Source organism: Pseudomonas sp. NPDC087615, assembly GCF_044743445.1.
Taxonomy (GTDB): Bacteria; Pseudomonadota; Gammaproteobacteria; order Pseudomonadales; family Pseudomonadaceae; genus Aquipseudomonas; species Aquipseudomonas baetica_A.
The window spans coordinates 1-15,844 of sequence record NZ_JBIUWM010000009.1; the positions used below are offsets into that span (position 1 = coordinate 1).

General features: G+C 58.7%; 13 protein-coding genes and 1 pseudogene. 6 read left to right on the forward strand and 8 right to left on the reverse strand.

The annotated features are described in order from the left end of the window. Positions 1–2,646: pseudogene (locus ACIOU6_RS06740) on the forward strand (hypothetical protein); the annotation flags it as partial. 324 nt (positions 2,647–2,970) lie between these two features. On the opposite strand, the gene ACIOU6_RS06745 reads toward ACIOU6_RS06740, so the two are convergent. Together ACIOU6_RS06745 and ACIOU6_RS06750 are read right to left on the reverse strand one after the other, a co-directional pair. Further along, entirely contained in the window at positions 2,971–3,849 is an 879-nt protein-coding gene (locus ACIOU6_RS06745) for a DMT family transporter (protein WP_221730143.1), read from the reverse strand. A gap of 146 nt (positions 3,850–3,995) precedes the next feature. Continuing rightward, positions 3,996–4,772, reverse strand: coding sequence for an IclR family transcriptional regulator (locus ACIOU6_RS06750; protein WP_401134878.1), 777 nt, complete (start codon positions 4,770–4,772; stop codon positions 3,996–3,998). 230 nt (positions 4,773–5,002) lie between these two features. On the opposite strand from ACIOU6_RS06750, the gene ACIOU6_RS06755 reads away from it, so the two are divergent. Beyond that, positions 5,003–5,890: a neutral zinc metallopeptidase gene (locus tag ACIOU6_RS06755; protein WP_339431396.1), complete on the forward strand. Its 888-nt coding sequence runs from the start codon at positions 5,003–5,005 to the stop codon at positions 5,888–5,890. Continuing rightward, entirely contained in the window at positions 5,891–6,844 is a 954-nt protein-coding gene (locus ACIOU6_RS06760) for an alpha/beta hydrolase (RefSeq protein WP_401134881.1), read from the forward strand. A gap of 144 nt (positions 6,845–6,988) precedes the next feature. Here ACIOU6_RS06760 and ACIOU6_RS06765 read toward each other — a convergent pair whose 3' ends face one another. From ACIOU6_RS06765 to ACIOU6_RS06775, 3 genes are all read right to left on the reverse strand, one after another. Next, positions 6,989–7,582 carry an HAD family hydrolase gene (locus ACIOU6_RS06765; protein ID WP_221730147.1) on the reverse strand — a complete coding sequence of 198 codons (594 nt, stop codon included), beginning with the start codon at positions 7,580–7,582 and terminating at the stop codon, positions 6,989–6,991. Further along, the gene (tesB, locus tag ACIOU6_RS06770) at positions 7,579–8,448 is read right to left on the reverse strand and encodes an acyl-CoA thioesterase II (RefSeq protein WP_221730148.1); all 870 of its coding nucleotides are present in this window, start codon (positions 8,446–8,448) and stop codon (positions 7,579–7,581) included. Before tesB ends, ACIOU6_RS06765 begins: the two co-directional genes overlap by 4 nt. Positions 8,449–8,557: 109 nt before the next feature. Then, positions 8,558–9,127 (reverse strand): GNAT family N-acetyltransferase, encoded by a 570-nt coding sequence (locus tag ACIOU6_RS06775; protein ID WP_401134885.1) that lies wholly within the window; start codon positions 9,125–9,127, stop codon positions 8,558–8,560. A gap of 83 nt (positions 9,128–9,210) precedes the next feature. Here ACIOU6_RS06775 and ACIOU6_RS06780 point away from each other — a divergent pair, with 83 nt between their 5' ends. After that, positions 9,211–10,131 carry a histone deacetylase gene (locus tag ACIOU6_RS06780; RefSeq protein WP_221730150.1) on the forward strand — a complete coding sequence of 307 codons (921 nt, stop codon included), beginning with the start codon at positions 9,211–9,213 and terminating at the stop codon, positions 10,129–10,131. Between the two features lie 282 nt (positions 10,132–10,413). Beyond that, positions 10,414–11,655 (forward strand): TIGR03862 family flavoprotein, encoded by a 1,242-nt coding sequence (locus tag ACIOU6_RS06785; protein ID WP_401134888.1) that lies wholly within the window; start codon positions 10,414–10,416, stop codon positions 11,653–11,655. A 124-nt stretch (positions 11,656–11,779) separates the two neighbouring features. Here the strand turns inward: ACIOU6_RS06785 and ACIOU6_RS06790 are convergent, their stop codons facing one another. Together ACIOU6_RS06790 and yedA are read right to left on the reverse strand one after the other, a co-directional pair. Next, positions 11,780–13,117, reverse strand: coding sequence for a DEAD/DEAH box helicase (locus ACIOU6_RS06790; RefSeq protein WP_221730152.1), 1,338 nt, complete (start codon positions 13,115–13,117; stop codon positions 11,780–11,782). A gap of 77 nt (positions 13,118–13,194) precedes the next feature. Next, positions 13,195–14,130, reverse strand: coding sequence for a drug/metabolite exporter YedA (gene yedA, locus ACIOU6_RS06795; RefSeq protein WP_401134891.1), 936 nt, complete (start codon positions 14,128–14,130; stop codon positions 13,195–13,197). Between the two features lie 163 nt (positions 14,131–14,293). Here yedA and ACIOU6_RS06800 point away from each other — a divergent pair, with 163 nt between their 5' ends. Next, on the forward strand, positions 14,294–14,752 hold the full coding sequence (locus ACIOU6_RS06800) for an Lrp/AsnC family transcriptional regulator (protein WP_401134893.1): 459 nt from the start codon (positions 14,294–14,296) through the stop codon (positions 14,750–14,752). A 162-nt stretch (positions 14,753–14,914) separates the two neighbouring features. Here the strand turns inward: ACIOU6_RS06800 and ACIOU6_RS06805 are convergent, their stop codons facing one another. Continuing rightward, complete coding sequence (locus ACIOU6_RS06805; protein ID WP_221730155.1) at positions 14,915–15,427, reverse strand: Bro-N domain-containing protein; 513 nt, start codon at positions 15,425–15,427, stop codon at positions 14,915–14,917. Positions 15,428–15,844 lie beyond the last annotated feature (417 nt).

A 15,844-nucleotide genomic window follows, 5' to 3' on the forward strand; every position in this document is an offset into this window, starting at 1 on the left:
GACCCACAGATTACGGCCGAAAAAGCCATCGAACTCAAATGGTTCGGCCTCCGGCCCGATGGCACCACCTACGACCCGGAGCTGGACTGGTTTTTTCCGACTGAAGACGAGGCCAATGACCCCGAGGGCTTCATCATCACCGTCGAGGGCGAGCACGGTAAAACCGTGGAAGGCGGCACGCTGGACCTCTCGTACAACCTGCTCAGCAGCGTGGGCGACGCGATCATCTCGCGCCCTTCGCAACATGCCTCGCTGCTGAACGTCGGCGAACCCAGGCTGGAACTGGTGCCACCGATGGTCCTCGGCGAAAAAGACGGCGCCCTGGAACCCAAAGACCTGCCCGACGGCATCAGCAAACTCACCGCCCCCCGCCCAGTCGCCACCCCGACCGAATCCGGGGATACCGTGACTTACACCTGGGTCGGTGAAGTCACTGGCCAGAAAGAGGATTTCAAGATCCTCAACGCGCTGTCCAAGGACAAGGATGTGGTATTCCCGCTGAATGCCACGTTTGTGGCGACGCACATCGAGCCGAACCGCGGGAAAAAGGTGACGGTGAACTACCGGATTTTGCGGGCGGCGACCAACACCACGAGTTATTCGGATGCGTTGGAGTTTGTGGTGGGTGAGGCCGTGAAACTTGATCCGCCGACCATCGAATCGGTAAAAGGCTCGCCGAGCGGCGTGGAAATCCCCGATAACGGCACCACCGTTGAAACCAGCGTGGTGCTGAGCGGCATCGCCGCCAAGGGCAAAAACGTCGAGATACGCGATGGCGTCGAGGTCAAGGATCAGGTCAAGGCAGATCCGGAGTCCGGAATCTGGACATACACCGTGCCGAATCTGAGTGTAGCGAAGCACAGTTTTACCGCGACCGGAAAGTATGCTGACGAACCTGGTTCCACCGCTTACAACCTCACCGTCACGGCCGTCATCGTGCCAACACTGAGCAATGTACTAGACGACAGGAACAAGGAAGTGCCGGAAGGTACAACCACGGCCAGCACGTCTCTGACACTCAAAGGCACCGCCAGCAAGGGTCAGGATGTCGAGATTTTTGATGGCAACGGTGCAAGCGCAGTGTCGAAGGGAACTGCGACAGCGGATGAAGTCACAGGGCTATGGGAACGCACGATCACTGCTGAAGCGGGTGCGCGTCGGGTGTATGTCAAATCGCTGTACCACAACTCTGCGGTGTATTCGAATGTGCGCACACTGACCGTGGAGACCGTCAGGGCGCCAACTTTGACTTCAGTTAAAGGCTCTCCAAGCGGCAACGAAATCCCCGATAATGGCTTCACCATGGAAACAGCCGTCATCTTGAGCGGCGCTGCAGCAGCCGGGCGGGAAGTTGAAGTGCTCGACGATACGGTTGTCACGGGTAAGGAGACCGCCGATGAAACAACCGGATTCTGGAGCCTGACCGTTTCAAATCTGAGCAAGGCGAAGCACAGCTTTACGGCCAGAGATCTAGAACAACCAAGCCTTGTGTCGGCAGCGAGAACGCTAATGGTGACGGAAGAACTGCGGGAGCCCTTTATGGTGAACGCAACGAGCCCGATTCATCCACTGGCGTATCCGCAAGGCGTGACGATGCGGATGGAATTCCAAGCGCTGGATAACGACAGAGGGCGGCTTGATCATGTAAATGCAGTGGTCGGGGCACCGCCGTTCAAATTAAAAAAGTTTAATGACAACAACCGTGTAAATGAGCCGCTGCCGCAAGCATTCTGGATGACTCACCAAGACTCGGTCGTTGAGTTCCGGTGGATTTTAAACCGTGATGGAGGCCTGGCTGGAAGGTCACCAACGATGAAGGTACGTGTCGAAAAAATCGAGGATGGCGATACACGATTGCCCACGCCCGTAATAGCCGGGAATACAAGCAATCTACTCGACATTACTCAACTTCGGAGCACTGATCAGTCGACCGTTTCGATGTCACCCCATACGCCACGAGAAGTACGGTGGTTGCTTTATGAAGGAACAGACAGACACGGCTTGATCGTAAAATTTCATGACCCCGAGGAGGAAGAAAACGAAACCGCCTCAGACTTCGAAAAAAGCATTCCCTTGGATCGGCTCAAAGAGCTGGGGAATGGCACCACATTAACAATGACATACATTGTCAACTTTAAAGGTGAGTCCATCCTGGAAGAGGCTACAAAGTTTCCGATTCGAACTTATTCCATTCGGGCAATACCGCTCTTTGATGATTTTACAAACTTTGCCAACCTCCAGAGAAATGGCTGGGTAAATGGCCCGGTGATTGTTGATCAGAGAGACTGGAGCTATGCCAACTTACTCGGCTTCTCATGTCTGACCAATAGCACCCACACAAACAACTCAGAAGGTGTCGTATTAAAAAAAACCTACACCAACTTGATTCGTGGCAAAAAATACGAATTCAGCTGTCTTGCATCCAATGGAAATCATCCTCCGCTTGCACAGCTTTCGTTCAGATCAGACTATGAAGTGCTAATAGCCTTCATGTCCCCACCGGCCTCACAGTGGACACCTTATTCATGTACTTTTATTGCGCAATCGGAATACATGAATTTTGTGTTTGGTAGCCACTTGGCTACCGCTACCGGTAATGACTATTTCTTGACTAATTTGCGCATGAGAGAGGTTCAAGGCCAATAAGGGTGACCGCAGAGAGCGTGGAAGCGTTCAGAATCCTGATTCTCTAGCGCGTCGCAGTCTTCGACAGCACCACCGGAACGAAGCAGTCTTTCTGAAGGGGGTTGCCGAAGCTGCGCGCATTGGGATTGTCTTAAATAAGCTAGTTAACCAACGCTTCCGATCACGGACCAAGGCTCCCCCTGCACGCTTGCCTACCGCTACGCCAAAATCCGCCGGCTTGTGTGCCTTTGAGGCGAGTTCTATTGCGGTTCGGTCGCTGACAAGCTGCGAGTGATGTGGTGCGGTTGCGGACGCCTTCGCGAGCAAGCTCGCTCCCACACGTTCTTATCGACGGCTTTGCTGCCACGCTGCCGCCAGACCGCTGCAACAGATCACCGCGATACCGATCACGGTCAACAAACTCGGTGTGTGATTAAAGACCACCCAGCCCAGCAGCCCCGCAAACACGATCTGGCAATAACCGAACGGTGCCAACAGTGCCGGTGCGGCATGGCGGAATGCCTGCGTCAGAAACAAGTGCGCCGTCATCCCGCAACTGCCCAACGCCAGCATCAGTGCGGCGTGAGTCAACGTCGGCACCTGCCAGAAGAACGGCACCAGCGCACTCATCACCAGCGTATTGCACAGCCCGGCGAAAAAGTTGCTGGTGGTCGGGCTGTCTATCTCGGCGAGCTTGCGAGTCAGCAGTTGATAGAAGCAGAAAAACAGCGCCGAGCAGAACGGCAACAACACGGCGGGCGTGAAGAGTTCACCACCGGGATGAACGATGATCAGCACACCGATAAAACCGCAAATGACCGCAATCCACTGGCCGCGGGTGACCCGCTCCTTCAATAGCGGCACCGACAACGCCGTCACCAATACCGGCGCCAGGAAGTTAACCGCCGTGGCTTCTGCCAGCGGGATATACAGCAGTGCTGTGGTGAAGAGCAGGCTGGTGCCGAGCAGGCAAAGTGCGCGAGCCAACTGCCATAAAGGCTTTTTCGTGCGTAGGACGCGCAGCCCGGACTGCGGTAAAAAAATCCCCGCCATGAGTAAGGTGTGCACCACATACCGGGCCCAAACCACCATCACGATCGGATAGAAACCCGAGAGATATTTCGACAGCGCGTCGTGACTGGAGAACAGGAAGGTTGCCACGACAATCAGCAAGATCCCTTTGAAGGGTTGGTTGACTCCGGATAGCGGGGTGCTGACGGTCATTGAATATCTCTAAGAGAGGAACAAACTGAGAGAAGAGCCTCAAGCAATAATTTAGAACTCGATTCCATTTTCAGACACCCATCATCCGTAAAAGTGTGCGAACAACGCACACTTTCATAAACGGGCACCCCCCACAGAATTTCAGGTTAGACGAACAGCTCCGAAGCCAGACTCGCTGCAGACAGCTCTTCGGTAAACCTCAACAGCAACGGTGCCAGTTCGTGCAACCTCGCGCCCGGCATCCGCGCACTCGGCCCGGCGATACTCAGCACACCGATCACCCGCCCATCCGCGGGATGACGCACTACCGCCGCAATCGCAGAAGTCCCCACGGCCGAACTTTCCTCGACGCAGGCATAGCCCTGCTCACGCGCCAATCGCAGGCGTTCAAGCAGTTCGATATTGGAGCGCGGTGCATTCGGCCCGATATCCACCGGCACCTCAGCCGCTTGCCGCTCAACCCGCGACAGCGCCTCGGCATCCGTCATGCACGCCAGCCAGGCATGGCCCGAAGCGGTGTAGAACAGCGGAGCATCGCGGCCCATGTCCGGGTCGTAGCGCAAGCCGGTGCGCGCCCCCTGAGCTTTGGCAATCCACGTCTGCCGCTCGCCGTCGGTGACGCCCAGTCGCACCAGTTCGCCGGTTTCCTGAGCCAGACGATCAAGCACCGGTTGCACGATGTCCGCGCCACTGCTCGACAGGTAACGAAAACTCATCGCCACCAGTTTCGTCGACAAGTGATAACGCAAGGTTTCCGGGTTTTGCCGCACGTACCCCAAGCGGAGCAGTTCGGCGAGCAAACGATGAGTCGCACTTTTCGGGATGTCGATCTGCTCGGCGAGCGTTTGCAGCGCTAAACCACGCGGGTCACTGGTGAGGTTTTCCAGCACACTGAAAACCCGTTCGATTTGACTGCCGGCCATGGTGAGATCCCAATGAAATTTCGTGGATTCTAGAATACGCGCGACACAAAGCAAAATCTGGAACAGCTTGAACGCTTCACAAAAAACCGGTGTTGAATGGAATTCGCCGAACACGACAGGTTCTTACCCGTCGGCTTCGCTGCGGGCGTACGAATAGACGGACGACTGGACTGGCGCCACACTCACACACCAGCAACACTCATCACCACGATCAGAAAGAGGATTCCCGCATGCTATGGAAAAAAGGCCGACGCAGTGACAACGTCGTCGATGCCCGTGGTGATGATACCGGCGGTGGCGGCGGCATGCGTTTCGGTGGCGGTAAGGGTCTGAGTCTCGGGGCCATCCTGCTGATCGTCGGCATCGGTTGGATCACCGGGCAGGATCCTTTACAGATCCTCGGTCAACTCACCGGCCAGACGGGCCAGCAAACGGCACCCACCTCGCAAACCCGCCAGGCGCCGCCGGCCAATGATGAACAGGCCGAATTCGTCCGTTCAATCCTCGGCGATACCGAAGACACCTGGGGCGCGATTTTCCAGCAGGCCGGCCGCCAATATAAGGATCCGACCCTGGTGCTGTTCAGCAATCGGGTCAATTCCGCCTGTGGTCTGGCCACCTCAGCCACCGGGCCGTTTTATTGCCCGGCGGATCAGAAGGTCTATCTGGACATGGCGTTTTTCCAGGAAATGGCGCAACGCTTCAAGGCTGCTGGCGATTTCGCCCAAGCCTACGTGATCGCTCACGAAGTCGGACACCATGTGCAGACGCTTCTTGGCGTCTCGGCGAAAATTCAGACAGCCCGCCAGCAAGGCCGGCAGATGCAAGGTGCTGGTGGATTACTGGTTCGTCAGGAATTGCAGGCCGACTGCCTGGCCGGTGTCTGGGCCTATAACGCGCAGAAGCGTTTGAACTGGCTGGAACCGGGCGACATCGAAGAAGCCTTGAACGCCGCCAACGCCATCGGTGATGATCGCCTGCAGCAACAAGGTCAGGGCCGTGTGGTGCCGGACTCGTTTACCCACGGTACGTCGGCGCAAAGGGTGCGCTGGTTCAAAACCGGATTCGCGCAAGGCCAGGTCGGCCAGTGCGATACCTTCGCGGCGAAAAATCTGTAAATGCATAAGTGGCTTTTGGCTTTACTGATCATTGGCAGCACCGCGCAAGCGGCCGGGGTCGACGCTATCAGCCCCGGGCGCCTGCAACTCAAGGCCGGCGAAATGGCGGTGGGCATCGGCCCGGCGCCGGAAAAGATCGAGCGAGTGCTGATCGTCATTCATGGCCGGTTGCGCAACGCCGAGACCTATCGCAAAAGCGCCGAAAGCGCCGCGGAACTGGCAGGGCAAACCGCCCACACGCTGGTCATCGCTCCGCAGTTCATCAATGAAAGTGATACAGCCCTGTACTCCTTGCCTGCAACCGTGTTGCGCTGGAAAGGCAATGAGTGGATGGGCGGTCGGTTATCCACAGGCCCGAATCCGGTGAGTTCCTATGCGGCACTGGACGAAATCGTCGCCCGAATCACTGATCGCAAGCAGTTTCCGGACGTAAAGCAGATCGTGATTTTCGGTCACTCCGGCGGCGGTCAGGTGGTACAGCGATACGCTTTGCTCGCCAAGGATCAACCCGCGCTCCAGGCCAACGCAATCCACCTGCGCTATGTGGTGGCCAATCCGTCTTCGTATGCCTATTTCAACGAACAGCGACCGGTCGCGTTCGATCACGCGCAATGCCCCAACTTCAATCGCTGGAAGTACGGTCTGTCAGACATGCCGATATACGCCGGTGGGCAAACGCCGTTGCAGCTTGAAAGCCGTTACATCAAACGCGAGGTGATTTATCTGCTCGGACAGCAGGACATCGACCCGCAGCATCCGGCGCTGGACAAAGGCTGCGAGGCCGAGGCGCAAGGGACTGACCGCCTGACGCGCGGGAAGCTGTATTTTGGCTATTTGTTGCGCCGCCATCCGGAAGGGGTGAATCAGCGGCTGGTTGAAGTGCCCGGGGTGGGGCACAACGGCGATGGGATGTTGACGTCGGCGCAGGGGCAGAAGGCTTTGTTTGATCAGTAAGCCTTGCGGTGGCAATGCCGGCCTCTTAGCGAGCGAGCCAGCTCCCACAGAGGGGCGGGCTTCGGACTCAAATTTTGTATCCACTGAAAATCCCCTGTGGGAGCGGGCTTGCTCGCGAAGGCGTCCGTCCAGACACTCAACGGCTCAGGCGAACACCATCCGCCGCAACTCAACACAATCCTGCGCATGCCAGTCCGTCAGCTCCGGCCATGGGTTATCCGGCAAATTCACCAACACCGTCCGCGCACCTGCCGCCCGACCGCAATCCAGATCAAAGCGGTAATCGCCGACCATCACCATCTCGCTGGCCGGCACCGACCACGCCTCGGCCAACTTCAGCAATCCACCCGGATGCGGCTTGGGCGGCGCGTCATCACGGCCCAGCACATCCTCCACGGCAAAGCAGTCAGCCAGGCCAATCGCCTCCAGCGTGACATGCGCCAGTTCGCGGGCATTACGGGTGAGAATGCCGAGGCGATAACCGCGCGAGTGCAGGTCACGCACCAGTGCCACGGCGCCGGTGGCCGGGGTCGAACCCCGCGCCAGATCCCGTTCGTGCTCCAGCAACCATGCATGTTTCGCCGCCGCTTCAGCGGCTGGCAGCGCGCCAAGGTGGGTGAGAATGTCGTCCTCGGGCGGAATCGACAACGCCACGCGAATCGCCGCGAAGTCATGGACAGCAACGGTGAGCGTGCCGTCCATGTCGAACACCCAATGCTTCACATCAACGAGGCTCATGCCCAGTCCTTGCGATGCCGAATCAGGCCTTCCTGAGTCACCGAGGCGACCAGTTGACCGGCGCGGTTGTAGACGCTGCCACGGGAGAAACCACGGGAATTGCCGGCCCACGGACTGTCCATCGCATAGAGCAACCAGTCATCGGCACGCAGATCGTTGTGGAACCACAGCGCGTGATCGAGGCTGGCGACCTGCATGTCTTTCTGCCAGACCGATTTGCCGTGGGGCAGCATCGACGTGGTCAACAGACCGAAGTCCGAGGCGTAGGCCAGCAAGTATTTGTGCAATGCCGGGGTATCGGCCAAGGCGCCGTCGGCGCGGAACCAGACGTACTTCACCGGATCAGCCGGCTGCGGGTTGTACGGGTCTTTCTCGGTGACCGGGCGCACCTCGATCGGTTTCGGGCACAGCAGTTTTTCGCGCATGTGCTCAGGAATCAGGTGCGCGCGTTGCTGGGTCAGTTCCAGCTCCGACGGCAGGTTTTCCGGACCGACCACGACCGGCATCTGGCTCTGGTGCTCGAAGCCCTCTTCGTCGTACTGGAACGAAGCGCTGCAAGTGAAGATCGGATGGCCCTTCTGGATCGCCGTCACCCGGCGAGTGCTGAAACTGCCGCCATCGCGCACGCGGTCCACCGAATAGACCACGGGCAACTTGGCGTCGCCCGGACGCAGGAAATAGCCGTGCATCGAATGCACATGGCGGGTTTCTTCAACCGTCTGACTGGCCGCCGACAACGACTGACCGAGTACCTGCCCCCCGAACAACTGACGAAAACCAAGGTCCTGGCTACGGCCACGGAACAGGTTTTCTTCGATCGGTTCCAGGGTCAGCAAGTCGACCAGATCTTCCAACACTTGGCTCATTCAGACTCTCCTCACACAAAGCTATGCCGCGCAGTCTTGGCTGCGGCGGCCGATTCAGATTCTGGCGCGGGCCAATGATATGGCGGCCATTGTAAACGTCCGTGTCGGCTTATCCATGCAAGGTTTGCAGCCACTGCTCCCGGGTGATGCGGTACAGCACATGCTTGCGTAACGGATCACCGACGGCGAGTTTCGGGTGATCGAAATCATCAGCCGGCACGTGGTGCATGCCGATCGCCTGCATGACTTTCTCCGAAGGCAGATTGGATTGCGCGGTAAAGGACACCATTTCCTTCAGGGCCAACCGATCAAACCCGCAACGCAGAGCGGTCCATGCCGCTTCACTGGCATAACCCAAGCCCCAATGTTCCTTGGCCAGGCGCCAGCCGATTTCCACTGCCGGCGTAAAAGGTGCATCGAAACCGACGACGCAAAGTCCGGTAAAACCGATGAACTCGCCACTGTCCTTGCGCTCCAGCGCCCACAAACCAAAACCATGCTCAGCAAAATGCCCGCGCACGCGACCGATCAGCGCGGCGCTTTCCAGACGGCTCAACCGAGCGGGAAAGTAGCGCATCACCTGAGGATCGGCACACATCGCCGCAAATGCCGGCAAGTCCTCATCCTGCCACTGACGCATCAGCAGGCGTGCGCTTTCGAGTTCCAGTATCGGCTCCATCGTGCCCCTCCGTTTCCATGCCGCAAGTCTACATCGCTGGTAGGATCGCTCACTCTTTCCTACGTTTCCTACATGAAGTCGCCATGCCACTGCCGCTGATCTATCACGAAGACTACAGCCCCGAGTTTCCGGCGGATCACCGCTTCCCCATGGACAAGTTTCGCTTGCTGCGCGATCACCTGATCGACAGCGGCCTGACCCGCGACGCCGACTTGCTGCGTCCAGAGATTTGTCCCAACGACATCCTCGCCCTGGCCCATGACCGTCGCTATATCGAACGCTACATGAACGGCGAGTTGTCCCGCGAAGACCAACGGCGCCTCGGCCTGCCGTGGAATGAAGCACTGGCCCGGCGCACGGTGCGGGCGGTCGGCGGTTCGATCCTGGCGGCGGAAAAAGCCCTGGAGCATGGTTTGGCTTGTCATCTGGCCGGCGGCACCCATCACGCCCACTACGACTACCCGGCCGGGTTTTGCATCTTCAATGACCTGGCAATCATCAGCCAGTACCTGCTGCAAAGCGGCCGGGTGAACCGGGTGTTGATCTTCGATTGCGACGTGCATCAGGGCGACGGCACGGCGCGGATTCTGCACGACACCCCGGAGGCGATTACCGTTTCCCTGCACTGCGAGAAGAACTTTCCTGCACGTAAAGCCGAAAGTGACTGGGACATTCCGCTGCCCAAAGGCATGGGCGATGCCGATTATTTAAAAGTCGTGGACGACACACTCAACTATTTGCTGGCGCTGTATCAACCAGATCTGGTGCTATACGACGCGGGCGTCGATGTGCACAAGGACGACGCCCTCGGTTATCTGCAACTGACCGATGAAGGCGTAGCCGCCCGGGACGAAAGCGTAATGCGCCATTGCCTGGGCCGCGACATCCCGGTGGTCGGTGTCATCGGTGGCGGTTACAGCAAGGATCGCCACGCCCTCGCCCGCCGCCACGGCATTCTCCATCACAGCGCGCAGCGCGTCTGGCAGTCACACGGCTGTCATTGAGGTGTGCTGCGTTACCCACAATCGCTGTGGAACGGCCTGTGGATAACCTGAGTGCAAGGGACTAGAGGCCATGCTGGACATAGCTTGCAGCACGATGGTCATTTATTAACCAGATTTTGTGGATCACCACAGATCCCTTGTGGGAGGGGGCTTGCTCCCGAATGCGGCGGGCCATTCAACATTGATGTCAATTGATATACCGCATTCGAGAGCAAGCCCCCTCCCACCCTGTCCGGCGCTGTTAGAATGCGCGCCTTATCCCGCCATACCGCAGCGCACGCCATGACTCAGACTTCCGCCCCCCTCCCCGCTCACGTCGCCATCATCGGCGGTGGCCCCGCCGGCCTGATGGCCGCCGAAGTACTGGGCCAAGCCGGAGTGCGCGTCGACCTGTACGACGGCATGCCCTCGGTGGGCCGCAAGTTTCTGTTGGCCGGCGTCGGCGGCATGAACATCACCCACTCCGAAGCCTACCCAGCGTTCCTCTCGCGCTACGCCGAACGCGCGCCGTACATCGCTCCGCTGCTGCGCGGTTTTGATGCCGACGCGTTGTGCCGCTGGATTCATGACTTGGGCATCGAAACCTTTATCGGCAGCTCTGGCCGCGTGTTCCCCACCGACATGAAAGCCGCGCCCCTGCTGCGCGCCTGGCTCAAACGCCTGCGCGACAGCGGCGTCGTTATCCACACCCGCCACCGCTGGCTCGGTTGGAATGAACAGGGCGCGCTACGCATCGACAACCCCGACGGCGAAATCACCATCAGCCCCGACGCCACCCTGCTTGCCCTTGGCGGCGGCAGTTGGTCGCGTCTGGGTTCGGACGGTGCCTGGATGCTGCCGCTGGAGCAGCGCGGTGTGGGACTGGCGCCGTTGCAGCCGAGCAATTGCGGCTTCGAAGTGCAGGCCTGGAGCGAATTGCTCGTCAGCAAATTCGCCGGCGCGCCGCTGAAAAATATCGCCATAGGCTTGAACGACGACATTGCGCGCTTGGGCGAATGCGTGATCACCGCAACTGGAATTGAAGGGAGTTTGGTCTACGCGTTGTCGGCGCCGATTCGTGAGGCGATCAATATGCATGGCTCGGCCACGGTGCACATCGATCTACTGCCGGGCCGGCCTGTGGATAAATTACAGGCTGCGCTGAGCAAACCGCGTGGCTCGCGCTCGATGGCCAAGCACTTGCACAGTCAGGTCGGGATTGATGGGGTGAAAGCGGCGTTGTTGCGTGAGTTGACTGACGCGGCGACCTTCGCCGATCCAGCGCTGCTGGCGCGGGCGATCAAAGCATTGCCGCTGACCTTGGTGAAAACCCGTCCGTTGGATGAGGCGATCAGCAGTGCCGGGGGCGTGACGTTCGAGGCGATGGATGAGCGCCTGATGCTCAAGGCCTTGCCGGGCGTGTTCTGCGCTGGCGAGATGCTCGATTGGGAAGCACCGACGGGCGGGTACTTGCTGACGGGGTGTTTTGCCAGTGGCCGGGCTGCCGGGTTCGGAATATTGGAGTGGCTGCAGCGCGAGGGCTGAAGACCGCAGGGCGCCCTTCGCGAGCAAGCCCGCTCCCACAGTTGACCGCATTCAATTGAAGTACTTGGTCGAATGTGGGGGCGGGCTTGCTCGCGAAAGCAGTCTTAGCGACGCCGCATCAAAATCAAGGCTTACGCTTACGCGGCCCGGTATTGAACACCGGCACTTTACGCACAGGCTTGATCGAAGGCTCCGGCGCCTGCGTCTCGCCGCTATCGACCCACTTGCCCAAATTGCGCTTACCGCCACCGCCCGAAGTTTTCGGCTTTTTCGGTTTCTTCGGCTTCTTGATCACCTGACCGCTCGCGTCGGTATCCGGCACGCGGTGCTCAGGCTCGAAGTCCGGTTCGTTCTGGCGCTTCAACGTCTGGCGCGTCAGCATCTCGATGGCCGAGAGCATGTTCACCTCATCGGCACACACCAGCGAAATCGCTTCGCCCGTCGCACCCGCACGGCCAGTACGGCCGATACGGTGAATGTAATCCTCGGCCACAATCGGCAGATCAAAGTTGACCACCAGCGGCAGGTCTTCGATATCCAGACCACGGGCGGCCACATCGGTGGCGACCAGAATCTGCACTTCGCTGAGTTTGAAACGATCCAGCGCACGCTGACGAGTCGCCTGCGGTTTATCGCCGTGGATACCGTCGGCGTTGATGCCCAAGCCCTGAAGTTTTTCCACCAGCGCGTCGACACCGTTGCGGGTCTTGGCGAACACCAGCACCTGTTTCCACTTGCTCTTGCGCATCAGATGCACGAACAGCTCCGCCTTACGCTTTTTGTCCACCGTCACCACCCATTGTTTGACGGTGTTGGCAGCAACGTTGCGCGGACTGACTTCGACGCTCAGCGGATCGTTGAGCATCTGCCCGGCCAGCAGGCGGATGTCATCGGAGAAGGTCGCGGAGAACAGCAAGGTCTGGCGCTTTTTCGGCAGCATGCGGTAAATGTTTGCCAGTTCTTCGGAGAAGCCCAGGTCGAGCATACGATCGGCTTCATCCAGCACCAGGGTTTGCAACTGATCGAGTTTCAGCGCGTTCTGGCGGAACAGGTCAATCAGGCGGCCAGGCGTGGCGACCAGCACATCGACGCCGCCGCGCAGCTTCATCATTTGCGGGTTGATGCTGACGCCGCCGTACACCGCGTAAGTGCGCAGCGGCAGGTTTTCCGCGTACTGGCGCACAGACTCATGAACCTGCTCGGCCAACTCGCGGGTCGGCACCAGAATCAGCGCTCGCGCCGAGTTGGCAGCGACTTTCGGCCCTTCCATGCTCAGCAACTGCAACAGCGGCAAGGCGAAACCGGCGGTTTTGCCAGTGCCGGTCTGAGCGGCTGCCATCAAGTCACGACCGGCCAGCACGGCCGGAATGGCTTGCGCCTGCACCGGCGTCGGGGTCTGGTAGCCGAGCGTCTCGAGGGAGCGCAGCAAGGGTTCGATCAGGCCAAGGGAGGCGAAAGTCATGGGAGTACCGTAGGAAAATTCAGCGCGGATTTGCAAAAGAGTGTGCAAAACGAATGTGCAATGGCGCGCAGTTTACCCTAATTCGTACGGTTTTCTGTTGGCAGGGTTGTCGGCGCCACGACTGACGGCGGAGGCGCCCGACGCCATTGGGGTAGCCCAATCAGCACCACCGCGCTGATGATCACCAGCATCGCCAGTGCTTCTTCAATGCCAATGGTCTCGCCGACGAACACAATCCCCAGCAACACCGCCACCGCCGGATTGACGTAGGCATAACTGGTGGCCGCCGCCGGACGCACGTGCTTGAGCAAGTACATGTACGAGTTGAAGGCAATGATCGAGCCGAAGAAGATCAGATACGCCAGCGCCAACCAGCCTTCCACTGGCGGCACGGCTTGCAAGTGCTCACCGCTCAGCGCACTGCCGATCAACAACACGACGCCGCCAACGAGCATTTCCACGGCACTGGCCATCGCGCCTGGCGGCAGGGGCAAGTGTCGGCTCCAGACCGAACCGAACGCCCACGACGCCGCAGCAAAAATCAGCAACATTGCCCCCAGCGGACTCGATTGAAGGTTGGAGCCCATGTTGAGCATGGCGATGCCGATAATCCCCAACACCACCCCGGCCCATTCGAGACGGGTATTACGCGCCCCCCAGAAATAACCGCAGAGCAACGTGAACAACGGCACCGTCGCCACCGCCAACGCCGCGACGCCCGAAGCCACGCCGGTGTGTTCGGCCACACTCACTGCGCCGTTACCAAGACTCAACAGCAAAATCCCGATGATCCCCGCCGCTTTCCACTGCGCCCAGGTCGGTGCCGGCGCCCCGCGCCAACGCAGGAAGGCGTACATCAGCGTGCCCGCAATCACAAAGCGCACCCCGCCAAGCATCAGCGGCGGCCAGTATTCAACACCAATGCGGATCACCAGATAGGTCGACCCCCAAATCACATACAGCGCAAAAAACGCGGCGATCAGCGGCAGGGGAAAACGGCGCAGGGCAGGCATGGAAGGCTCGAAAGTCAGAGGCGAGGGATTGGTTATTCTAGAAAGGCCAGCGGGCAAAAATAAGTTACAAACCCTGTTTATCAGGCCAGTACACTTTGGAAATCATGGAGATCGACGGGATGAACCGCGATTTCGAAAGTCTGGCATTTACAGGAGTTCGGCTTTGGACAAATACGACCGCATGCTGCTCAGCGCCCTACTCGAAAACGGTCGCGCGTCCTACGCCGACCTGGCGCGCAAAGTAAATCTGTCAGCGCCCGCCGTGGCCGAGCGCGTGGCCAAACTGGAAGCATCCGGGGTGATCACCGGATATGAGGCGAAAATCGACCTGTCGAAAATCGGTTTGCCGATCCAGTGCGTGATCGAACTGCGCCTGCACCAGAACGGCAGCCAGAAGGTGTACGACGAATTGGCCACAATCTCGCAACTGACCGAGTGCTTTCGAGTGACGGGCGATCCGTGCGTGATCATGAAAGGGGCGGTGGGCTCAATGCTGGAGCTGGAGGCGTTGATCAATCGGGTGGCGAAATTCGGGTTCAGCAAGACGTCGATTGTGCTTTCGAGCGCCATCGAAAAACGCGTGCCGCTCGGCCATATCGAAAACAACGGCAAACAGACCTGACGCCAGCAGAGATCCAATGTGGGAGCGGGCTTGCTCGCGAAGACGGTGAATCAGTCGACATCAATGTTGAATGAACCACCGACTTCGCGAGCAAGCCCACTCCCACAGGTAATCGACGTTATCAGGAATGAATCCTCTGACTATCGGCTCAGCAAAGAGCCCTCAACGGCAACCAAGACCTTCCTGAGCCAACATACTCGGCATATCTCGCATGCGTATCCATGGCTCATTGCGCCAATGCAGAAGACTCAAGGTTTCCCCGGCGCACATCATCAAACGTAGATGCGGCTCGATAACTGACGTTGAGTCCTGATGAAGCATCGGCACGACCTCATGGGTTAGCCAACGACGCAAATGACGGTTCTCCGGGGAGTAGTGGTAAACCAGCATTGCGTAAACGCCGGACTCGCTCAACATCAAGGTCTCTTGAACACCATCGTTTCCCGACAGAAACATCATCCGCCGCTGATCCTCATCAAGCTTCAGAACTTGTCGCCCATTAATTTCCAACCCCATGAGGCGACCAATATCACGGGCACAGAACCAGGCTTCGCCATGTACCAGAGCGGCTTGCAACTGGATGTGATGGCGGATGAAGGCTTGGGGGTTTACGAGTGACTCACGGCTGAATTGCGAGCCGGCGTTTTTTGGAGCGTTGGTAGTTACTTTGATCATGGCAAATCACCTAACGAATGTTGGAGCCGCTAGCATCACTTGCAGATGATGGGTGGCGGCTGTGCGCGGGTCTGCAAGACCGAGTCGTTAGGCAACCTCGGCAGACCCGAAGGTCTCCCGCACACAGCCACCATAAAATCGTTGGTCGCCATAAGAGCGACGCGATTATAGGTGCACCGTTCAGTGCCTAACAAATTATCGGCGGGCTTGCAGTCCCGATCGCTGAATTTGCAGCGACGAAAAGAGGTTAGCGGTGGGGCTATCGGAGCTCAAGACGGATTATCCCTAAACTTCAGTAGGATGCTTCGTCGAATTTTATACGCGGCTAAACAACTCGGTTACGCGAGACTTTTTGTCCGGTGGACGCCACCAAGCGCAGCAGCTAATGTCCTCGCAGAGGCGACAATCGGTATTTCT